The 18,832-nt window shown below is 56.7% G+C and carries 13 protein-coding genes, 2 pseudogenes and 1 riboswitch; of the genes and pseudogenes, 7 read left to right on the plus strand and 8 right to left on the minus strand.

Translation table 11 applies throughout. From position 1 onward, the window contains the following. A pseudogene (locus tag QM579_RS07145) lies at positions 1-333 on the minus strand (flagellin); the annotation flags it as partial. 1,246 nt (positions 334-1,579) lie between these two features. On the opposite strand from QM579_RS07145, the gene QM579_RS07150 reads away from it, so the two are divergent. Next, complete coding sequence (locus QM579_RS07150) at positions 1,580-2,482, plus strand: flagellin (protein ID WP_414998480.1); 903 nt, start codon at positions 1,580-1,582, stop codon at positions 2,480-2,482. 123 nt (positions 2,483-2,605) lie between these two features. On the opposite strand, the gene rimO is transcribed toward QM579_RS07150, so the two are convergent. Further along, on the minus strand, positions 2,606-3,934 hold the full coding sequence (rimO, locus tag QM579_RS07155; protein ID WP_414998481.1) for a 30S ribosomal protein S12 methylthiotransferase RimO: 1,329 nt from the start codon (positions 3,932-3,934) through the stop codon (positions 2,606-2,608). Between the two features lie 134 nt (positions 3,935-4,068). Between rimO and QM579_RS07160 the strand changes: the two genes are divergently transcribed. Continuing rightward, positions 4,069-6,321: a putative bifunctional diguanylate cyclase/phosphodiesterase gene (locus QM579_RS07160; RefSeq protein ID WP_414998482.1), complete on the plus strand. Its 2,253-nt coding sequence runs from the start codon at positions 4,069-4,071 to the stop codon at positions 6,319-6,321. A gap of 381 nt (positions 6,322-6,702) precedes the next feature. On the opposite strand, the gene QM579_RS07165 is transcribed toward QM579_RS07160, so the two are convergent. Then, positions 6,703-7,272 (minus strand): hypothetical protein, encoded by a 570-nt coding sequence (locus QM579_RS07165; RefSeq protein WP_414998483.1) that lies wholly within the window; start codon positions 7,270-7,272, stop codon positions 6,703-6,705. Between the two features lie 188 nt (positions 7,273-7,460). On the opposite strand from QM579_RS07165, the gene panC reads away from it, so the two are divergent. The 5 genes from panC to QM579_RS07190 all read left to right on the plus strand — a co-directional run bounded on the left by panC (position 7,461) and on the right by QM579_RS07190 (position 13,684). After that, a complete protein-coding gene (gene panC, locus QM579_RS07170; protein ID WP_414998484.1) occupies positions 7,461-8,306 on the plus strand; it encodes a pantoate--beta-alanine ligase in 846 nt (281 codons plus the stop codon). Positions 8,307-8,348: 42 nt separating this feature from the next. Then, positions 8,349-9,521: a methionine adenosyltransferase gene (gene metK, locus QM579_RS07175; protein ID WP_414998485.1), complete on the plus strand. Its 1,173-nt coding sequence runs from the start codon at positions 8,349-8,351 to the stop codon at positions 9,519-9,521. Positions 9,522-10,032: 511 nt separating this feature from the next. Next, a complete protein-coding gene (aroC, locus tag QM579_RS07180; protein WP_414998492.1) occupies positions 10,033-11,127 on the plus strand; it encodes a chorismate synthase in 1,095 nt (364 codons plus the stop codon). Next, on the plus strand, positions 11,124-11,429 hold the full coding sequence (locus QM579_RS07185; protein WP_414998486.1) for a helix-hairpin-helix domain-containing protein: 306 nt from the start codon (positions 11,124-11,126) through the stop codon (positions 11,427-11,429). Before aroC ends, QM579_RS07185 begins: the two co-directional genes overlap by 4 nt. Next, a complete protein-coding gene (locus tag QM579_RS07190; RefSeq protein WP_414998487.1) occupies positions 11,426-13,684 on the plus strand; it encodes an ATP-dependent RecD-like DNA helicase in 2,259 nt (752 codons plus the stop codon). The genes QM579_RS07185 and QM579_RS07190 overlap by 4 nt, the downstream gene beginning before the upstream one ends. A gap of 843 nt (positions 13,685-14,527) precedes the next feature. Here QM579_RS07190 and ribB read toward each other — a convergent pair. From ribB to QM579_RS07215, 5 genes and pseudogenes are all read right to left on the minus strand, one after another. Next, the gene (gene ribB / locus QM579_RS07195) at positions 14,528-15,199 is read right to left on the minus strand and encodes a 3,4-dihydroxy-2-butanone-4-phosphate synthase (protein WP_414998488.1); all 672 of its coding nucleotides are present in this window, start codon (positions 15,197-15,199) and stop codon (positions 14,528-14,530) included. A 142-nt stretch (positions 15,200-15,341) separates the two neighbouring features. After that, positions 15,342-15,490: riboswitch (FMN riboswitch) on the minus strand. A gap of 443 nt (positions 15,491-15,933) precedes the next feature. Continuing rightward, positions 15,934-16,512 (minus strand): AmmeMemoRadiSam system protein A, encoded by a 579-nt coding sequence (gene amrA, locus QM579_RS07200; protein ID WP_414998489.1) that lies wholly within the window; start codon positions 16,510-16,512, stop codon positions 15,934-15,936. A gap of 656 nt (positions 16,513-17,168) precedes the next feature. Continuing rightward, entirely contained in the window at positions 17,169-17,405 is a 237-nt protein-coding gene (locus QM579_RS07205; protein ID WP_414998490.1) for a dissimilatory sulfite reductase D family protein, read from the minus strand. 57 nt (positions 17,406-17,462) lie between these two features. Then, positions 17,463-18,608: a dissimilatory-type sulfite reductase subunit beta gene (gene dsrB, locus QM579_RS07210; protein ID WP_414998491.1), complete on the minus strand. Its 1,146-nt coding sequence runs from the start codon at positions 18,606-18,608 to the stop codon at positions 17,463-17,465. Positions 18,609-18,626: 18 nt separating this feature from the next. Then, a pseudogene (locus QM579_RS07215) lies at positions 18,627-18,832 on the minus strand (sulfite reductase, dissimilatory-type subunit alpha); the annotation flags it as partial.

The following is an 18,832-nucleotide window of genomic DNA, read 5'->3' on the forward strand; positions in this document are numbered from 1 at the left end:
CTCGATCATCAAACGCTGCGTGGAGTCATAGGTGCCCGTGGCAGCCTGTTCGGCCAGTTCCTTCATGCGGACGAGCTTTTCGTCGATAACGCCCAGAGCGCCGTCGGCGGTCTGGATGAGGGAAACGGCGTCGTTGGCGTTACGCACACCCTGCTGCAAAGCAGCGATGTCGGTACGCATCAATTCGCGAATGGCGAGGCCGGCGGCGTCGTCAGCCGCGGAGTTGATGCGCAGACCCGTGGACAGACGCTGCACCGAATTTGACAGATTGCTGTAATGCGATGTCAGCGTGTTGGCCGTTTGAGTGGCCATCTGGTTGTGATTGATATACATGACATTCCTCCCTGAATGTTCTGCATGCCCGACGGTGCTTGCGCACACCCGCTTCCATGCGGGCTACCGTCGCACAATGTTCGTCTTTACGAACGGATGATGGTTTTCAAGCTACTCCGTAATGGCAAAGCCAAGACGGAGCCCCCAAATCACATGGATTTTTGCTGCTCGCGGATTGCGTGGCTGCCGCGAGGCAAAAACTACCCCTAAAACCTGTGTCTGCATTCCAGCAGGAATCATGCCATTATCGGAAGTGTGAAGGCGTCAAATTACTGTCAGCCTTTTTTGTAAGTATGGCTTTCTTCGGGCCTTGCAAAATTTTTTTCACAGGGTGTTGGCGTATATAACGGTATATTTATCTTGTAAATACAAACTTTTCCACAGGATCTATTATACAGTGCGTAATAACCAGCGCCTTATCCTACGCCGTTGGTCCGGGGTCACGGATTTCTGCGCCGCCGCGAAGGAACAGTCCATAAAGCCGATGATACAGGCAACTTTTTAAAGGGTTGTTTTTGGGGGTGCTGACGCCCTGGAACGGTATGCGATGACAATGCCCACACCATCTGAATAAGGACGAGGCCTGCGTTCAGCATGACACGACCAGTGATGAGAATTTCTATGTTCTGAATGTCGAGTTGCCGGGAGTAGCCCCGAGAACGTGGATGTCTCCGTGAAAGAGCATGCGTCAATCATAAGCGGCGAAAGCGGCGTAACCCGCCCAGAGAGGATGGAAACTGCTGTGTGCGGAGCGAGTGTCCGGCTCTTCCCGGAAAGTTTTGGATCTGTCAGGAGATGTGGATATGAACGGATAACCGCCAGTCACAAAAGCGGTGGACTGACCATATTCATGCCACGCTGACCGGGGCTCTGCCTGGAATAAAAAGGATAGAGATTGCCGAAGTCTGATCCGGCAAATCTTTCTGAGCTCAGAGCGTGAAATGGCAGGGCCTTAAGTTCAGCGAGCGAAACCGCTTGCGGGGTGTATAGCTATAAAGCAAAAGCGGGTTCTACGCTTAAAAATGAGTTTGGTGCTCCGGCGTAAAGGGCTTTGCCGTTGTAGCGGGGTCTTTTTATGCAACAATGTCTGCCATCTGGATGGAGGTTGGGCTGTGGCCGAAATTTTTCTCTCTTCCCCTAATGTGTAGCGCGGTATGTCCGATAAGATAGTCAGAGGCGGTAATACGCAAGGACGCGTTGGCATTTCGCGCCGCCTGGGACGTACAGCACATTCATGGAGGAATGTATGTATATCAATCACAACCAGATGGCCACTCAGGTGGCTAACACGCTGACCTCGCACTACGGCAACCTGCAAACTTCAGTACAGCGCCTGTCTACGGGCCTGCGCATCAACTCCGCGGCTGACGACGCCGCCGGCCTCGCCATTCGCGAACTGATGCGTACCGACATCGCTGCCTTGCAGCAGGGTGTGCGTAACGCCAACGACGCCATTTCCCTCATCCAGACCGCCGACGGCGCGCTGGCTGTTATCGACGAAAAGCTCGTCCGTATGAAGGAACTGGCCGAACAGGCTGCCACGGGCACCTATGACTCCACGCAGCGCTTGATGATCGAGTCGGAGTACCAGGCAATGGCTTCGGAAATTACCCGAATCGCCAATGCCACGGACTTCAACGGCCTCAAGCTGCTGGACGGCAGCCTGTCCAGTGACACCCACACGGGCTCTGGCGGCGGCGACAGCAAGCTTGAGTCAACCGGCAAGATGAAGATCCACTTCGGTACCATGAACGACTCGGCGGAAGACTACTACTACATCCAGATCGGCACGAGCACCGCCTCGGCCCTGGGTGTGGGTAACCAGGCCGAAGCCTCTTCAGACGCCTACACGGTTTCCACACAGGAAGCCGCGCAGAAGGCGCTGGTGGGACTTAACAACGCCGTAGTCTCCAAGGACAAGATCCGTGCTCACCTTGGCGCATTGCAGAACAGGCTGGAGAACACCATCTCCAACCTTACCACCCAGTCCGAAAACCTGCAGGCGGCCGAATCCCGCATTTCCGACGTGGACGTGGCCACAGAAATGACGTCGTTCGTTCGCAACCAGATCCTCACTCAGTCGGCTGTGGCCATGCTTTCGCAGGCCAACAGCATGCCCAAGATGGCTATGCAGCTCATTGGTGGCTAGCAGGCCAGCCCTAGGCTGGACATGATTGAGGGCGTGCCTCGGCACGCACACGAAATATCCCCGGAGAGCTTGCTCTCCGGGGATATTTTCATGCGGAACAAACCGCCATTTTTATTCGAAGGCCTAAGCCAGGGCCGTCAGATCATATTCGGTATTTTCAACAATATCGCATTCCACCAAGGCTCCGGGCGTAACGCCCGGCCCGCTTACGTAGGTGATGCCATCCACCTCCGGAGCCTGTAGCCACACGCGGCCACTGTGCAGCCCCGGCCATTCGGGATGTGGCGCATCCACCAGCACCTGCATGCGGGTGCCCACATGGGCCGCAAGCAGGCGTTCGCTTATGTCAGCCTGTATGTCCATAAGGGTATCACGCCGCCACTGCTTCACTTCATCCGGCACCTGATCGGGCAGGGTGGCCGCCACAGTGCCTTCTTCCGCGTAGTAGGCAAAAACTCCCACATGCTGAAAAGAACTTTCTTCAACAAAGCGACACAGACTTTCAAAGTGCTCTTCCGTCTCGCCGGGGTACCCCACAATAAAAGTGGTTCGCAGAGCCGCATGCGGCAAAATTTGCCGTACGGTATCAAGCACTCGCCGTGGATTGCCCGCAAAGGGACGCCCCATACGGGAAAGAACATCGGGATGTGCGTGCTGCAGAGGAATGTCCAGATAGGGCAATAAGGGCGATCCGGTATCGCGGATGAGCTGCAAGAGTTCCGGGGTCACTCCTGTGGGATACAGATAGAGCAGACGCAGCCAGGCCAGCCCGTCCAGGTCTGTCAGTTTTTCCAGCAGAGAGGGGAGGCCGTTTTTGAGCCCCATATCCGCACCCCAGGCAGTGAGATCCTGGGCCACCAGGGCCAGTTCACGCACACCCTGCCCGAGCAGGGCTTTGGCTTCATCCAAAATATGTGCAGCAGAGAGAGACTTGAGCCCGCCCCGGATGGAGGGGATGGTGCAAAAAGCGCAATTATGTCTGCAACCTTCGCCAACCTTGAGCCATGCGTAGGACGGCCCGGTGGAGAGCAAACGCCCGCCGCCGGGTATATGCTCCGGCGGCAACGGCAGGCCCAGCTTTTCCGTTACAAGGGCTGGCCAGCGCGGCAGATCTGCCGTTGGCAGCCACAGATCCACTTCTGGCAGATCCTGGGCCAGCCCCTCTGCGCCATAGCGCCCCACCATACAGCCGCCTACAACCAGCAACGGCTTGTTTTTGCAGCTTCCAAGGCGGTTCCCTGCGTCCAGAACGGCGCGCACAGACTCCCGGACGGCAGGATCAATAAATCCGCAGGTATTAATGAACACAAGGTCGGCGCGGCCCATATGGTCCACGTGGCTCACGGGCACCCCCAAAGAACCCAGCAGACGTTCGCTGTCTACCCTGTTCTTGGGACACCCGAGACTCAATGACCAGACCTTGAGCTTCTTTTTACTGTTTGCGTTTGTCATGAGGCGCATCCTACAGATGAGCCCGTGCCTTGTCACCATGCCCGTCATTTGCAAAACAGCAGGTCAAGTGATAAGATATAACCTTAGTAGCTCTGTCACCCGTAGATCAGGCCACGCAAAGAAAAACGCGTATTATGAAAACTAATTCCCTTCAACGCTTCTCCGATTTAACCGATAACGACGCTGCCATGCAGTGCCTTTCTACCGGAATGGTGGAAGCGCAGTGCTACTCTGGCGTGCTGCGCAACGTCTACGACGAAATATATCTGCTTGATTTTGAAAAAGATGAAGCTCGTGAACTGTACCGGGGCAGCGACATATTCATGCCGCCCTCAGGCACCAGATCGCTGACAAATCTCTTTGCCGAGGCCGAAAAAGATCTCGTGCATCCTGACGACACCGAGGCCATGCTGCGCTTCTGGCACCCTATGGTCCGCCACGAGTTTGAAGAGCATGGCCAGCCCTTTGCCACGCTTGATCTGCGCAGAAAAGGCCGCAATATGCAATACCGATGGGTGCGTATTACGGCTTTTCCCATCCGGCAGCCCGGCATGGACCATAGCGTGTATCTCGTCTGCGTGCAGGATGTGGATGACCTGAAGCGTGCGGCCAGCATTGTACAGGAAAATGATCTGCTCCAGCGGCAAAAGCTGGACAACCTGCGCTACAAGGCAGTGGTGGATCACACCCGAACCCTTGTTTTCGAGTGGCGGGACAACGAGCTCAACTACATCAGCCCCCGCATCGGCGAACTGCTGGCTGGCAACTACGACGGCCGCATTCCCTTTGATGTCTGGCGTGAAGATAATGTGCTCTACACCGGAGACAGCGTAGCTTTTGACACCTGCCTTTCACGCCTGGCCCTGGGCATACGCTCTGGCGAAATGACCATACGCCTGCGCCGCCGCGACGGGCAATTCATCTGGTGCAAGATCACCTATACCTACCTGGCTGACGACGACCCAGGCGACCGGTACATCGGCACCATCAACGACGTGGACGCCGCTACCCGTACAGAACAGGCCCTGCGCCTGCGCGCCGAACTTGACCCCCTTACCGGCGCATACAATACCCAGACGTTTTTTGAAAAGGTCGAAGCCGTCCTGCGCGACCACCCTTCCGACCCCTACGCCATAGTGCGGTTCGACGTTGCAGGCTTCAAAGCTATCAACGAAGCTTTCGGTCTGGAAGAAGGCAACCGTCTGTTGCGGGCCATTGCGCGCCTGGTGCGCCAACGCCTGAACACAGAAAGTGAAGCTTTCGCCCGTCTGAATGCCGATGTGTTCGCCGTGTGCATCACTGGCGACATGGCCAGAATACTGCACTTCATCCACTCGCTTTCACGCAGGCTTGAACACTATTCAGACACCTTTCGGGTCAAGCTTTTCTTCGGCGTCTGCCAGGTGGAAAACCGCCGCACTCCGGCCCATGTGCTTTGCGACTGGGCCTACCTGGCGCAAAAGACCATCAAGGGCAGCGACCTTGCGAACTACGCATTTTATGACGATGCCCTGCGCCAGCGCCTGCACGGCGAAAGCTACATCACCGATCAGATGTACAGCGCGCTGGAACAGAAGCAGTTCAAGCTCTACCTGCAGCCCAAGGTGGAAATGTCAAGCGGACGCATAGTCGGAGCAGAATCCCTTGTGCGCTGGCAGCACCCCCAGGATGGCCTCATCCTGCCAGGCCGCTTTGTGCCGCTTTTTGAACGCAACGGTTTTATCGTGAGAATGGACGAATACGTATGGGATCTCACCTGCCAGAACCTGCGCATGTGGATCGACAAGGGCTACAAGCCCATGCCCGTTTCGGTCAACGTATCCCGCCTGCATTTCAATGATGGCACTCTGACAGAAAAACTGGTGCAGCTCACAGACAAATATCGCCTGCCCCGCCACCTGCTGGAACTGGAACTGACCGAGAGCGCTTTTTTTGATAACGAAAAAGCCCTTATCCAGAACATGTACGGGCTTCAGGCTGAGGGCTTTATCTTCTCAATGGATGACTTCGGCACAGGCTATTCCTCACTGAGTTCCCTGCGCGACCTGCCCTTCAATATCGTCAAGCTCGACCGCACGTTCATCAGCAACGGCACAGACAATACGCGCGGGCAGATTGTGGCCCGCAACACCATTGCCCTCGCCAAAGACCTGAACATGAAAATCGTGGCCGAAGGCGTTGAAACCCTTGACCACGCGCGCTTTCTGCTGTCTTGCGGCTGCAACTGCGCTCAGGGTTTCTACTATTCTCAACCGCTGGACGAGGCCGCCTTTGAAGTCTTGTCCTTTATTCAGGAAAAAGCTTTCTGGGTTGATCCCCAGCTGGAAGAAGACGCCCGCCGCATGAACTTGCCCCTCAGCGATGAAAGTCCGTTTTACGACTTTTAGAGCAGATTGCTTTTGAAATATGATGCATTTTAAAGGTGCGTTTTTGTCGAAAATCTGATTTTCGGCCGAGCCCACGCAGAGTTAGCGGGATTCTGCACTCTCGTGCAGCTCCTGGTGCATTTAAATTTTTCAAAATTAAAATGCTAGAGTTCGCGCATTCTGGGATTGTGCGGGCGACACCCTCATCGCTTATCTTCCGCTTCTGAGCAAACCCGGCTCTCTGCCCGCCCCGGTCCAGAACTGACACCTGAAAACGCAAATAGCGCGTGACGGAACACAGGGCCGTTCCTGCAATGCGCGAGAGGGCCTTGCTATGCGCTGAAGCCCGCGTCATTACCTGCCCGGCAAAGACCTCACGTTTCCAATAAATTAAGCTTGTGGTTACATAGGCAGCCGCAGCAGGCGGATGGTTTCAGGCTGTATGTAAAGCAACTTTTCCCGGTTTACTTCCTGTGCGCGGGTCACAAAGCTGTCTTTACGCACATTAAGGATGGCCTCAGCCTCATGACTGCAGTCAAAGAGGTGCAGCACGTTATCCTTGAGGCTGTCGGCTGTTGTCCAGTGGCGGTTTACTGCCGGGCCATCGGGCGTAATGTGGCGCAAAAATCGGAAAACAAGCGCCCGGTTGCTGCCGCCGTTAAGCCAATTGTCGCAGCAGTCCCACACTTGTGCCGCAGAGGGGTCCTGGTCCGTGCCGAAAGGCTGACGGACATCAAGAGGAAACACACGCCCCTGCGCGCGTAACATGCCGTCTACAAGGGCACAGTAGTCCGTTTCCTGTTCCAGCACGGCCCTGAACATTTCAGGCGAAGCCGCCAGAGCCATCAGGGTTTCGTTGAGAATATCGCGCGCCTTGAGCACCCGAATACTGTGAGTGAGGCGCAGGGCGTTCAGTACGGCATAAATTGCACAAAATGTGTCCAATTTGCCCTGATAAAAAGGTTTCAGCATGAGGCCTCCCGTCCCCCTTATGCCCATTGCCGCCGGGAGGGTCAAGGCCGGAGCCCTGCCAGCCCCGTGAGCGGCCAGCGCAGTACACGCAGCCATGTTGACATGCACAGAGAAGGGACTTTTTCTTTACAAGGCAGCTCAGGGCGTGTATAAATGAATCCTCTTAAACTATATCACAATACCTTGATATGCAGATATTAACAACACCTCAGCAATTAGCGGCCCAGTGCCGCACATGGCACAAGGCCGGGGATGACATCGCCCTCGTCCCCACCATGGGCTACTACCATGCCGGACATGAAGATCTCATGGCTCACGCTCGCACACTGGGCAAACGGCTTGTGGTAAGCCTTTTTGTTAACCCCACACAATTTGGCCCAGATGAAGACCTGGCCGCATACCCGCGTGACTCAGAGCATGACGCGGCCATTGCCGCCAGTCACGGGGCAGACGTGCTCTTCATGCCCGAGCCCGGCTCAATGTATGAACCGGACCACGCCACCTGGGTTGAAGTGCCCGATCTTGCCAAGGGTTTGTGCGGGCAGAGCCGTCCTGTGCATTTTCGCGGCGTGTGCACTGTCGTGCTCAAGCTTTTTATGCTGAGCGCGGCTGATGTTGCCGTTTTCGGCCAGAAAGACTGGCAGCAGCAGGCCATCATCCGGCGTATGGTACGGGACCTGAACCTGCCTGTCCGTATAGAAACGCGCCCCACTGTGCGAGAAGGCGACGGCTTGGCCCTGTCTTCACGCAATGTGTACCTCACCCCCGAAGAGCGCGCTCAGGCTCCTGAAATCAGGCAAGCGCTGCTCCACGCACAAAATATGGTGCAGGAAGGTGAAACAAGTGCGTCCCTGCTGCGCGAGGCAGTGCTGCGCCGATGGGCAGAACGCCTGCCTGTAGGCCGCCTTGACTACCTCAGCATTGTGCATCCCGAATCAATGGTCCCCCTCGACAAGGTGGACGGCCCGGCCCTTATGGCCTGCGCCGTCCGCATGGGCAAAGCCCGCCTTATCGACAACATTGTCTTACGTTAGCAACTCACCGCGCCTGCGGCGCGATCCATAAAGGAGAACAGCATGCAGACCAAGGGCAAATACTTCTTTACCTCCGAATCCGTCACCGAGGGGCATCCCGACAAGGTGGCAGACCAGATTTCTGACGCCGTTCTGGACACCCTGCTTGCTCAGGACGCCGACGCTCACGTGGCCTGCGAAACGCTTGTAACCACAGGCATGGCGGTTATCGCCGGCGAAATCAGCACCTCCGGCTATGCCGACCTGCCCACCGTGGTGCGCAACACCATCAAGAACATCGGCTACAGCAATTCCGACATGGGCTTTGACTGGAAGACCTGCGCTGTCATTTCCACCATCGGGCACCAGTCTCCCGACATCGCTCAGGGCGTGGTGCGCTCGAAGCCCGAAGATCAGGGTGCGGGCGACCAGGGCATGATGTTCGGCTTTGCCTGCGACGAAACCGCCACCCTTATGCCTGCTCCCATTTACTGGGCACATCAGCTTTCGCAGCAGCTCACCAAGGTGCGCAAGGACGGCCTGGTGGACTTTTTCCGCCCGGACGGCAAGACCCAGGTTTCTTTTGAATATCAGGACGGCAGGCCCGTGCGCATCAACAATGTGGTGGTTTCCACCCAGCACGCGGAGAGCGCCAGCCAGGCCGATGTGGCCGAAGCCGTGAAAAAACACGTCATTCGCCCCATTCTTGAGCCTTCCGGCTACTTCACCGAAAAAGATTGCGAAATCTTCATCAATACCACCGGACGCTTTGTTGTAGGCGGCCCCATGGGTGACTGCGGTCTGACTGGCCGCAAGATCATTCAGGACACCTACGGCGGCAGCGGCCACCACGGCGGCGGCGCTTTCTCCGGCAAAGACCCCTCCAAGGTTGACCGTTCCGGCGCATACATGGGCCGCTACATTGCCAAAAACGTCGTGGCGGCTGGCCTTGCCCCGGTGTGCGAAGTGCAGATTGCCTATTGCATCGGCGTGGCCCAGCCCGTCAGCGTGCTTGTGTCCTCGCAGGGCACCAGCGAAGTTCCTGACGAAATCCTGACCAAGGCCGTGCGTGAAGTCTTTGACCTTCGCCCCTACTTCATCAGCAAGCGCCTTGATCTCAAGCGCCCCATCTACCAGAAGACCTCCTGCTACGGCCACTTTGGCCGCGAGCTGCCCGAGTTCACCTGGGAAGCTACCGACGCTGTGGCTGATCTGCGTACTGCCGCCAAAGTGTAGTAACGTTACACTCGTTAGCATCTCTGGAGTGGAGAGGCGTCATGCCTCTCCACTCTTTTCTATTCAGGAAAGTTGGTGCGGTTTTCTGAAGCTCATTCTCCCAGGGTTGATACTGTCAGCGTTCAGCTGCTCTGATTGCCTTTATTGGGGTCGCCTGCGCGGCGGGCGGCCGGGAAAGAAGGACGTTGTTTTTGTCAGGGTAATTCGAGCCATGCGGCACCACGGCTTTTCTTCTCTCTCATTCGGCCGCCTGCGCGGTCGGCGCCCCAAGCAGCAGACACGAAAAGCTTCCGTGCCCGCGGGGCACAACACGTTTCGCTCAAAGAACAAGCCTTGGCTAGTTGCCCCTGAAACGCCTACTGCGGAAGTTACCTCACCCGCCGCGCAGGCAACCCACAGCGCGTCACGCCCCACGGCTTGCCAGCCGCGCCGCCCTTACCTATACTAATTGGATTATGGCTGCTCTGGTGGCCACCCCGAACCATATCTTCTGTCCAGCGCGAGGTGCATGATGGCCGGAAACACCTTTGGGCGCGCCTTGCGCCTGACCACTTTTGGCGAGTCCCACGGCCCCGGCCTTGGCGGCATCATTGACGGCTGCCCCGCCGGGCTGGAGCTTACCGAAGCCCATATCCAGGCTGAACTGGACCGCCGCAAACCCGGTCAGGGGCCTACAGCCACCAAGCGCAAGGAATCTGACACCGTTCGCCTGCTCTCTGGTGTTCACGAAGGACTTACCACGGGCACGTCCATTGCCTTCTTTATTGCCAATGAAGACCAGCGTTCCCACGACTATGGCAACCTTGCGGAAATCTTCCGCCCCGGCCATGCGGACTGGGGTTATTTTCAAAAGTATAATGGACTGCGCGACCACCGCGGCGGCGGCCGCTCGTCCGGACGCGAAACTGCGGCTCGTGTGGCGGGTGGCGTTATAGCCAAAAAAATTCTGGCCCGGCGCGGCGTGAAAATTCTTGGCGGCTGCGTGGAACTGGGCGGCGTTGCCATTCCCCAATGGGGGCTGGACATGGACGGTGCGGCCGTACGCCCGTATTGCGCAGCTGCGCCCTCTGTAGTCAGCCAGTGGGATACCATTGTGGCCGATGCCCGCAAGGCTGGCGAAACCCTTGGGGGCATCGTGCGCATTGAAGCGCGCAACGTGCCCGCAGGACTTGGCGAACCCGTTTTTGACAAGCTGGAGGCCACCCTGGCCCATGCCATCATGAGCGTGGGGGCCGTCAAAGGAATAGAAATCGGTGAAGGCTTTGCTGCAGCGGCCTTGCGCGGTTCGCAGAACAACGATCCCCTGCTTCCTGCTGAAGAGCCCGGCCCCGGCAAGGCCCGCTTTGCCTCAAACCACGCGGGCGGCATCCTTGGCGGTATTTCCAGCGGGCAGGACATCATCCTGCGTGCGGCCATCAAACCCATCGCCTCTATTGCCATCACGCAAAACACCGTGGACAAAGAGGGCAATGCCGCTACAGTACTTATTGGCGGGCGCCACGACCTTGCCGCAATTCCGCGCGTAGTGCCCGTACTGGAAGCCATGACGGCCCTTGCCCTCGCGGACGCCCTGCTTTTGCAGCAACGCATGGGACTTGGCGCATGAAACAGCATCCCCTGTACGGGCTGCGGTCTGTCGGGCCTGCTGCGCTAAAAGATTTTGATCTGCTGGGCGTGACGGACAAGGGCGACCTTGCCAGCCGTGACCCGCAGGAACTGTATGACGCCTTGTGCCGCCTCAAGGGGCAGAAGGTGGACATCTGCTGCCTGGACGTCATGCACTGCGCCGTGGCGCAGGCCCGCGACCCGCATCTGCCCTCTGAACAGCGTGACTGGTTCTGGTGGTCACGCAGCCGTAAGGCATCCCCTGACGGTAAAAGCCAAGCTTCTGGAAACACGCTGTCATGAAGGAAATGTCCCTGCTGCAAGACCCGGACGCCGTCGAACTTACCGGCACCATTGAGCGCGTTGTCTTTCACAACGAGGAAAACGGCTATACCGTTCTGCGGCTAATGCCCGCCAGCGTCAACAGCTCCGGCGGCGACAGCGGCCTTACCCGCCCGCGCGATTCCGTGGGTTGCGTTGGGCATATGGTCAATCCGCAGGCAGGGGTGCAAATGAAGCTTGCTGGCCGCTGGGTCAACAATGCCCGGTTTGGCCGCCAGGTCGAGTTCAGTCACGCTGAAGAAATGATGCCCGCCACCAGTGAGGGCATACGTCTTTATCTTGCCTCAGGCCTTATCAAGGGTGTCGGCGATGAAATGGCCACGCGCATCGTCAAGGCATTTGGCACCGACACCATCCGCGTCCTGGACGAAGAACCGGAACGGTTGCTCAAGGTGCGTGGCGTAGGCCAGAAGAGTCTGGACCGCATCCGCACGTCCTGGGCAGAGCACCGGGGCATACGCGACCTGCTGCTCTTTTTGCAGCCCCACGGCATCACCCCGGCCTACGCTGTACGCATCTACCGCGCCTACGGGGCAGACGCCCTGAACATTGTGCGCGAGAACCCGTACCGCCTTGCAATGGATATTCACGGCATTGGCTTTGTTACGGCTGACGCGGCGGCACGCAAACTGGGCTTTGAGCACGACCACCCCCTGCGCATTCAGGCGGGCACCCTCTATGTGCTGCAAAAAGCCACAGACGACGGCAACGTATATCTGCCGGAAGCTGCCCTCATGCAGGCCGTGTGCGCCCAGTTGGGCGTGGATGAAGGTCTTGTGAGCGATGCCCTGGCTACCCTTGAGTCTGACGAGCGCATCGTGCGCGAAGATATGGATATGCCCGGCGTGGACGGAGACGCTGCAACCTGCCAGCCAGAAACCGGCGTATATTTGAAGCGCTATTTTCACTGCGAATCCAAGACGGCTTTTTACCTGCAACGCTTGCTGAACTCGCCCAAGTCCATACGCTTTGAAAACGCCGACGCCACTGTGGACAAGGTGGTGGCCCAACTGGACATCGGCCTTGCGCCTGAACAGCTTGAAGCCGTGCGCATGGCCGCCCGCAGCAAGGTTATGGTGCTCACGGGCGGGCCGGGCACGGGCAAAACCACCATTATCAACGCCATCATAAAACTGTTCGCCGAAGTGCGCGCGCGTATTCTGCTGGCGGCCCCCACGGGGCGAGCGGCCAAACGTATGGCCGAAACCTCCGGGCGCGAGGCCTGCACCATCCACCGACTGCTGGAATACAGCCCCAAGGAAGACGGCTTCGCCCGCAATGAAGACAGTCCTCTGGCCTGCGGCCTGCTGGTGGTGGACGAAGCATCCATGATGGACACGCTGCTCTTCTATCATCTGCTCAAGGCGGTACCTTTGGGCGCGACCCTTGTGCTGGTGGGCGACGTGCACCAGCTGCCTTCTGTGGGGCCGGGCAACGTGCTGGCCGACGTCATTTCCTCCGGCGTGGTACCTGTGGTGGAGCTGACAGAAATCTTCCGCCAGTCTGCGGAAAGCGAAATCATCTGCAACGCCCACCTTATCAACAAGGGCGAAGTGCCTTCGCTGGAATCCAGCAAGGACCGCCTTTCAGACTTTTATTTTATCCATCAGAACGATGCCGAAAAAGCCGCCGACCTTATGGTGGATCTTGTACGCAACCACATTCCGCGACGTTTTGGCTTTGACGCCGTAAACGACATTCAGGTGCTCACCCCCATGCACAAAGGGGCCGTGGGCGCGGGGCAAATGAACGCCCGCCTTCAGGAAGCCCTGAACCCCAACGGCCTTGAAGTGCGACGCGGAGATCGCGCCTTTCGTCTTCATGACAAGGTCATGCAGATTCGCAACAACTACGATAAGGACGTTTTTAACGGTGATATGGGGCGCATCAGTTTTCTGGATCTTGCGGACCGCACCCTCAGCGTCACCTTTGACGACCGCGTTGTGCCCTACGAATTTGACGAGCTGGACGAGCTGGCCCCGGCCTATGCCATATCCATCCACAAGTCCCAGGGATCGGAATACCCCGCAGTGGTTATTCCCATCATGATGCAGCACTACATGCTGCTCCAGCGCAATCTCATTTACACCGGGGCCACACGCGGCAAAAAACTGGTTATTCTGGTGGGAGAATCCCGCGCTCTGCACATGGCCGTCAAAAACAACAAGACCCGCAAGCGCTATACCCGTCTGGCAGAACGCCTGCGCCCCTGTTAGTAAGTGCCGTCACGAATAAAATTCGATTGAAATACTTCGTGAGGGAGGGACCCTTTTGTAAAAGGGTCCCTCCCTCACGCCCCCACCCTCTAAAATTTCTATTCTTGTTCCGCCTGTTGCAAAAAATCTCCTGACTTCAAACAAAATTTTCTGAGATTGGCCTTCTGGATACTCTGCCAGAATACGTTCTTGTCATCTAAGTATCGTCATAGGCCATTATCAACCCTGCACCACAGATATCCCACAATACCCACACGCTGATGGCATTGCGCAGCGCGCAGGGAGATCACCGAGCGAAGCGAGGAAGCTCCCGAAGCAGAAGATGCGCAGCCCTCGTGCAATAGCGAAATATGGAAAACCCTTGAAGGCTATCCGTGGAAACACAGATATACGACACACCCAATGGGGTCGTCCGGGGGAGTGCAGAGGGGGCCTCGGAGGGGCGCAGCCCCTGACAGGCCCCTTCTGCCGCCCGCCGCGCAGGCAGTGTCGTCACGAGCGCCTTTCCAGCTATTTCTGCGTCGAACTTCACCTTTTATTCCAGTCGAGTACTATCAGAGTACGCTCCCTACATAAAAGGCTCGCTCTCCTTGAAATAACAAGAAAATTCATCTCGTGCCGACACTGCCGAGGCGGCCCAAATAGAGGTAATCAACAAGCTTAAGAGCTAGAATGGCTTGATAAAGCAGATGCAGAAACCGCTAACTATTCATAATTCAAAAATATTACAACAAGCACAAAAAGCGGCCCTTTTCATTCCGGTCGAGTATATAAGGATACTCTTCCTTCATAAAAAGGGCCGCTTGACGCAATAATCGCAAAAAACCGTGATGGGAACAGCTCCTAGGCTGATATTGCCATTTTCTCATCCGCCAGGCTCAACCGCCAGGCCACAAGATCTTCCACGCTGCACAGGGGCATGTTATGGGCCACGGCAAAGGCCGCTACCTGTGGCAGGCGGGCCATGCTGCCATCATCCATAGTCAGCTCGCACAAAACGCCGCAGGGCGCATACCCGGCCAGGCGCATAAGGTCTACGGTAGCTTCCGTATGCCCACGCCGTTCCAATACCCCCCCAGGCCTCGCCCTCAAGGGGAACACGTGGCCGGGACGGCGCAGGTCTGCGGGGCAGGCATTGTCTGCCACTGCCGCCCGAATGGTGGCAACCCGGTCAGCGGCGGAAACCCCTGTGGTAACGCCAGTGGCGGCCTCTATAGTGATGGTGAAGGCAGTCTGCTGGGTGTTGGTGTTTTTGTCTGTCATCATAGGCAAATCAAGACGGCGCGTGTGCTCGTCAGTGAGGCACAGGCATACAATACCGCTGCAATGCCGGATAAGCATAGCCATTTGCGGTTCGGTGATGGTCTGGGCCGGAAAAATAAGGTCTCCCTCATTTTCTCGGTCCTCGTCGTCCACCACAAGAACGCCGCCGCCAGCACGCAAGGACGCCAAGGCCTTACGGACGCGTTCTTCGGCATTACCAAAAGAATTGAGGGAAAGTGTAGACTGATGCATGCCATTCTCCAGTTCCGGTTTCAGTACCGGGAGAGGGTGCATCAGGGCGCGGACGGACTGCGCAGACAGTGCGGTAGCAAAGCCACTGCGCAGGCAACATCAGAAATCATGCGCACGGCGCACGGAATTTCCGCGTGGCTGTAACCGTTCTCTTCCATCCGGACTGTTACCGTCGGCTTCGGATTCTCACCGAATCTGCTGACCCCAACATGGGCGCTCGCGGGCTGGCGGAGCCTAAAAGCTGCCGCATCACCGCCGGTGGGGACTTGCACCCCGCCCTGAGAAACAGGAACACTTTACGCTCAGGCTTGCCTCAAGGCAAGTATCCCATGCGCATACGGTAAGAGCTTCACGCCCCCGCCGCATTCAAGCGTCGGGGACAGATCCTAGAGCATTGAAATTTCGAGAAAGTTTAAGTGCTCTAACGCTGCACAAGAGTGCCGCAACGAGGCGTTGGCTCTAAAAAACCGCCTTTTTGGGCTGATAGCAACTTGAAATGTTATTTATTTTAAAATTAGTTTGCTCAAGATTTCGCCGTGCAACAAGCGCGCAGCATCAGGCATTGAGAGCATATTCGATTTAAAACTGACTACAATTTCAAGGTTGCAGCACCCCAATTTCAAAGCGCATACTCCTGAAATACTTTACAATGAGTCATTCAAAAAGCTATTCTGAGTGAACCTGAACGCCATCACGGCTGGCCGGGGGCATGTCCTTCAAAGCATTCGCATGCGCTATGCAGGAAAAACCAAAGCCTCAAACCAGAACAGACGCGCGCCAGGCTGCTGCCAGCTGCTCTTGGGCAGCCCTGCCTTGAAGCAGAGGTTCTCAAGATAGTCCTCGCGGTTCCAGCCTTGTTCAACAGGAACCTGCGGCAAAAAGACACCGCTTCGATTCTGATATTGGAGCACAAGACCATGCCGTCCCACTTCTACAGCCTCGGGGTCTGGGCACGGCGTCAATTCATCGAGTACAGAGATGGCCAGTTCTACGTTATTACGCCACTCGCCAAGCGTCAGGGGCGGGAATCGTGGATCACTGAACGCGGCAGAGGCGGCCATGCGCCAGATATTCAGATACAGCGGCTCCTGGCCCACAATGCTGCCAATGCAGCCACGCAATGCACCTTCAATTGAAATGGTTACGAAAGCTCCCAAATGCCGCCGCAGTAGGCTTTGCGGCCTGTCTAACGCGTCTGGCGGAGCAGGAACGTCGTCCACTACCTTGCCCAGAAGGCCGGCCTCAATGGACATGCGGGCCAAACGGCTCAGATAGTTCTTTTCTCCATCAGTGAGATTAAAAGAAATTCCCATTCCAGCTCCTGTCGGATTTTTGGGCAGACAGCCGTGGATATTCAGAACATGAGGATCATCGCCTGCCTTGTCAGGACATACGGCAGGCAAGCTGACCAACAATGCCGCCAGCAATTTTTTGCTGATGATGCACTTTCGCGGTAAAATATTTTGGTGATACGCGAGCCGACGCCCGTGAGGTTACCTGCACCCAGCTTCAGCCATATCTGCTGGACTTGCCGGAACCGTCATAGGACAGATCAACTTTGCATTGCTTCACATGTCAGAGTCATTCAGCAGTAACATACAATTTTCAACTGAAGTTATCCCGCGTTGCACGCTTGCCACAGCGGCAAAGCTTTTGAGCTTTTTCAAGAGCAAAAAGCTCAAAGGGCAGGTTAGCATCGCTCGGGTGTTCCAGTGCCTGAAAAGAACGTACCTGCAAGCCATGCTAAAATGCAAGAAATGCCACAACGATTGTTGCGGCATTTCTTGCATGAGGCTTTCACGCAAAGGCTGACGAGCCCTGCGAAGGCCATAATAAGGTCAATCTCTGCGAGTTATTTTCTCAGTCGTGAGCAGGAGGCACAGATTTTTCTTGGCTGACACGGACTAGCCGTCCCAAACCCCGAACAAAAAATCTGATGCGCTATTGCGCCCGGCTAAAAAAACAATCGCTAGTCTTCGCCCTCAGCGTGGGACTGCTTGCCCGCACCCTTGAGGCCGTACATGGTGGTGGAACCGGAAGACCAGAATTCCAGCACTTCTTCGTTGACCAGCTTGGTGAGAACTTTCTTCACGTCGCGGGGGCCTTTGTCGGGGAACAGCTCAGTGAAGTCCTTGAAATAGAACTTTGACTTGGAGCTGGATTTGCTGTTCAGAAAATCAACAACAATGTCTTTGTCGTCAGCCATGATGGTTCTCCTGTCCCGGCGACGCTCAATGCGTCGCCGGGGTTAAGCAAGATAATCCTAGAACTTGAACTGCGTGCTCTGGCGCCAGGTGTAGTAGGCGGGATCACGGAAGTCGTCGATAAGGTGGTGGGTGAACTCAAGGCCGGTCAGCTTGAAGAAGCTTTCCCAACCGATGCGTTCAGCCCAGTCGCCCAGGCGTTCATACTTGTTGGCGTTGGCCGCGTACACTTCAACGATGTGCTTCACGGTCTTGGTCAGCGAAGGCCAGCGGGGCGGTTCGTTGGGGATGTAACCCACAACGACCTTGGAGAACTTGGGCATGCTGATACGGTTGGAAACCTTGCCGCCAACCATGATGGCAACGCCGTCGCCTTCGCCGTCCGAAATGGGCAGCGCAGGACACATGGTGTAGCAGTTACCGCAGTACATGCAGCGGTCTTCCTTGATGGCGATGGAGTTCACCTTCTGCCCGTTGAGTTCCACCTTGGTGGGACGCACGGCGGCAGTGGGGCAAGCAGACACGGCCAGGGGAATTTCGCACAGCTGGTCAGCCCATTCGTGGTCGATCATAGGGGGCTTGCGGTGGATACCCACAAGGCCGATGTCGGAGCAGTGCACGGCACCGCACATGTTGATGCAGCAAGCCAGGGCGATGCGCACAGGAGCGGGCATACGCATGGACTTGAAGTCATCAAACACGGCGTCCATCACAGCCTTGACCGGGCCGGAGGCGTCGGTGGCGGGCGTGTGGCAATGCACCCAACCCTGGGTGTGCACCATGTTGCTGATGCCAGCGCCGGTGCCGCCCACAGGGAACTTGAACGAACCGCCGTCAAACTTGCGGCTGCTCAGGTCGTCGCGCAGGGCTTTCATGCCTTCTTCGCTGTCGACCATAAATTCAATGTTGTTACGGGTGGTCCAGCGAAGGCTGCCTTCGCAGTACTTGTCGGCGATGTCGCACAGTTCACGGATCAGCGTGATGGACATGGTACGAGTACCACCCACGCGGACGGTGTAGCACTTGTCGCCGCTTTCGGCCACGTGCATAAGCACGCCGGGCTCAAGAATTTCATGATAGAGCCACTTGCCGAAGTTCTTTTTAATAACCGAGGGAAAGTATTCATCATACTTGTGGGGGCCGATGTCAGTAATACGGCCTTCCATCGGTTTGGCGGGATTGTACCCGGAAGAAATAAAAGCCATGTTTTTCTCCCCCTTTGACTAGCGTTGATGGCGTTTGCGGTAAGCGGCGAGGTCGCGGTTCCAACCACCGGTGACTTCTTCTTCCTTGAAGAAGATGTACGGATTGGAACGGGGTTCCTTGACGTGGTAAGCGGCAGCAGGAGTGTCGGTGACTTCCAGCAGCTTCTGGAAGGACAGACGCTTCATGGTTTCGCCCACGCGTTCGCGGTTCTTGCCTTCTTCCA

The organism is Desulfovibrio sp. (genome assembly GCF_047607245.1).
Lineage (GTDB): Bacteria > Desulfobacterota > Desulfovibrionia > Desulfovibrionales > Desulfovibrionaceae > Desulfovibrio.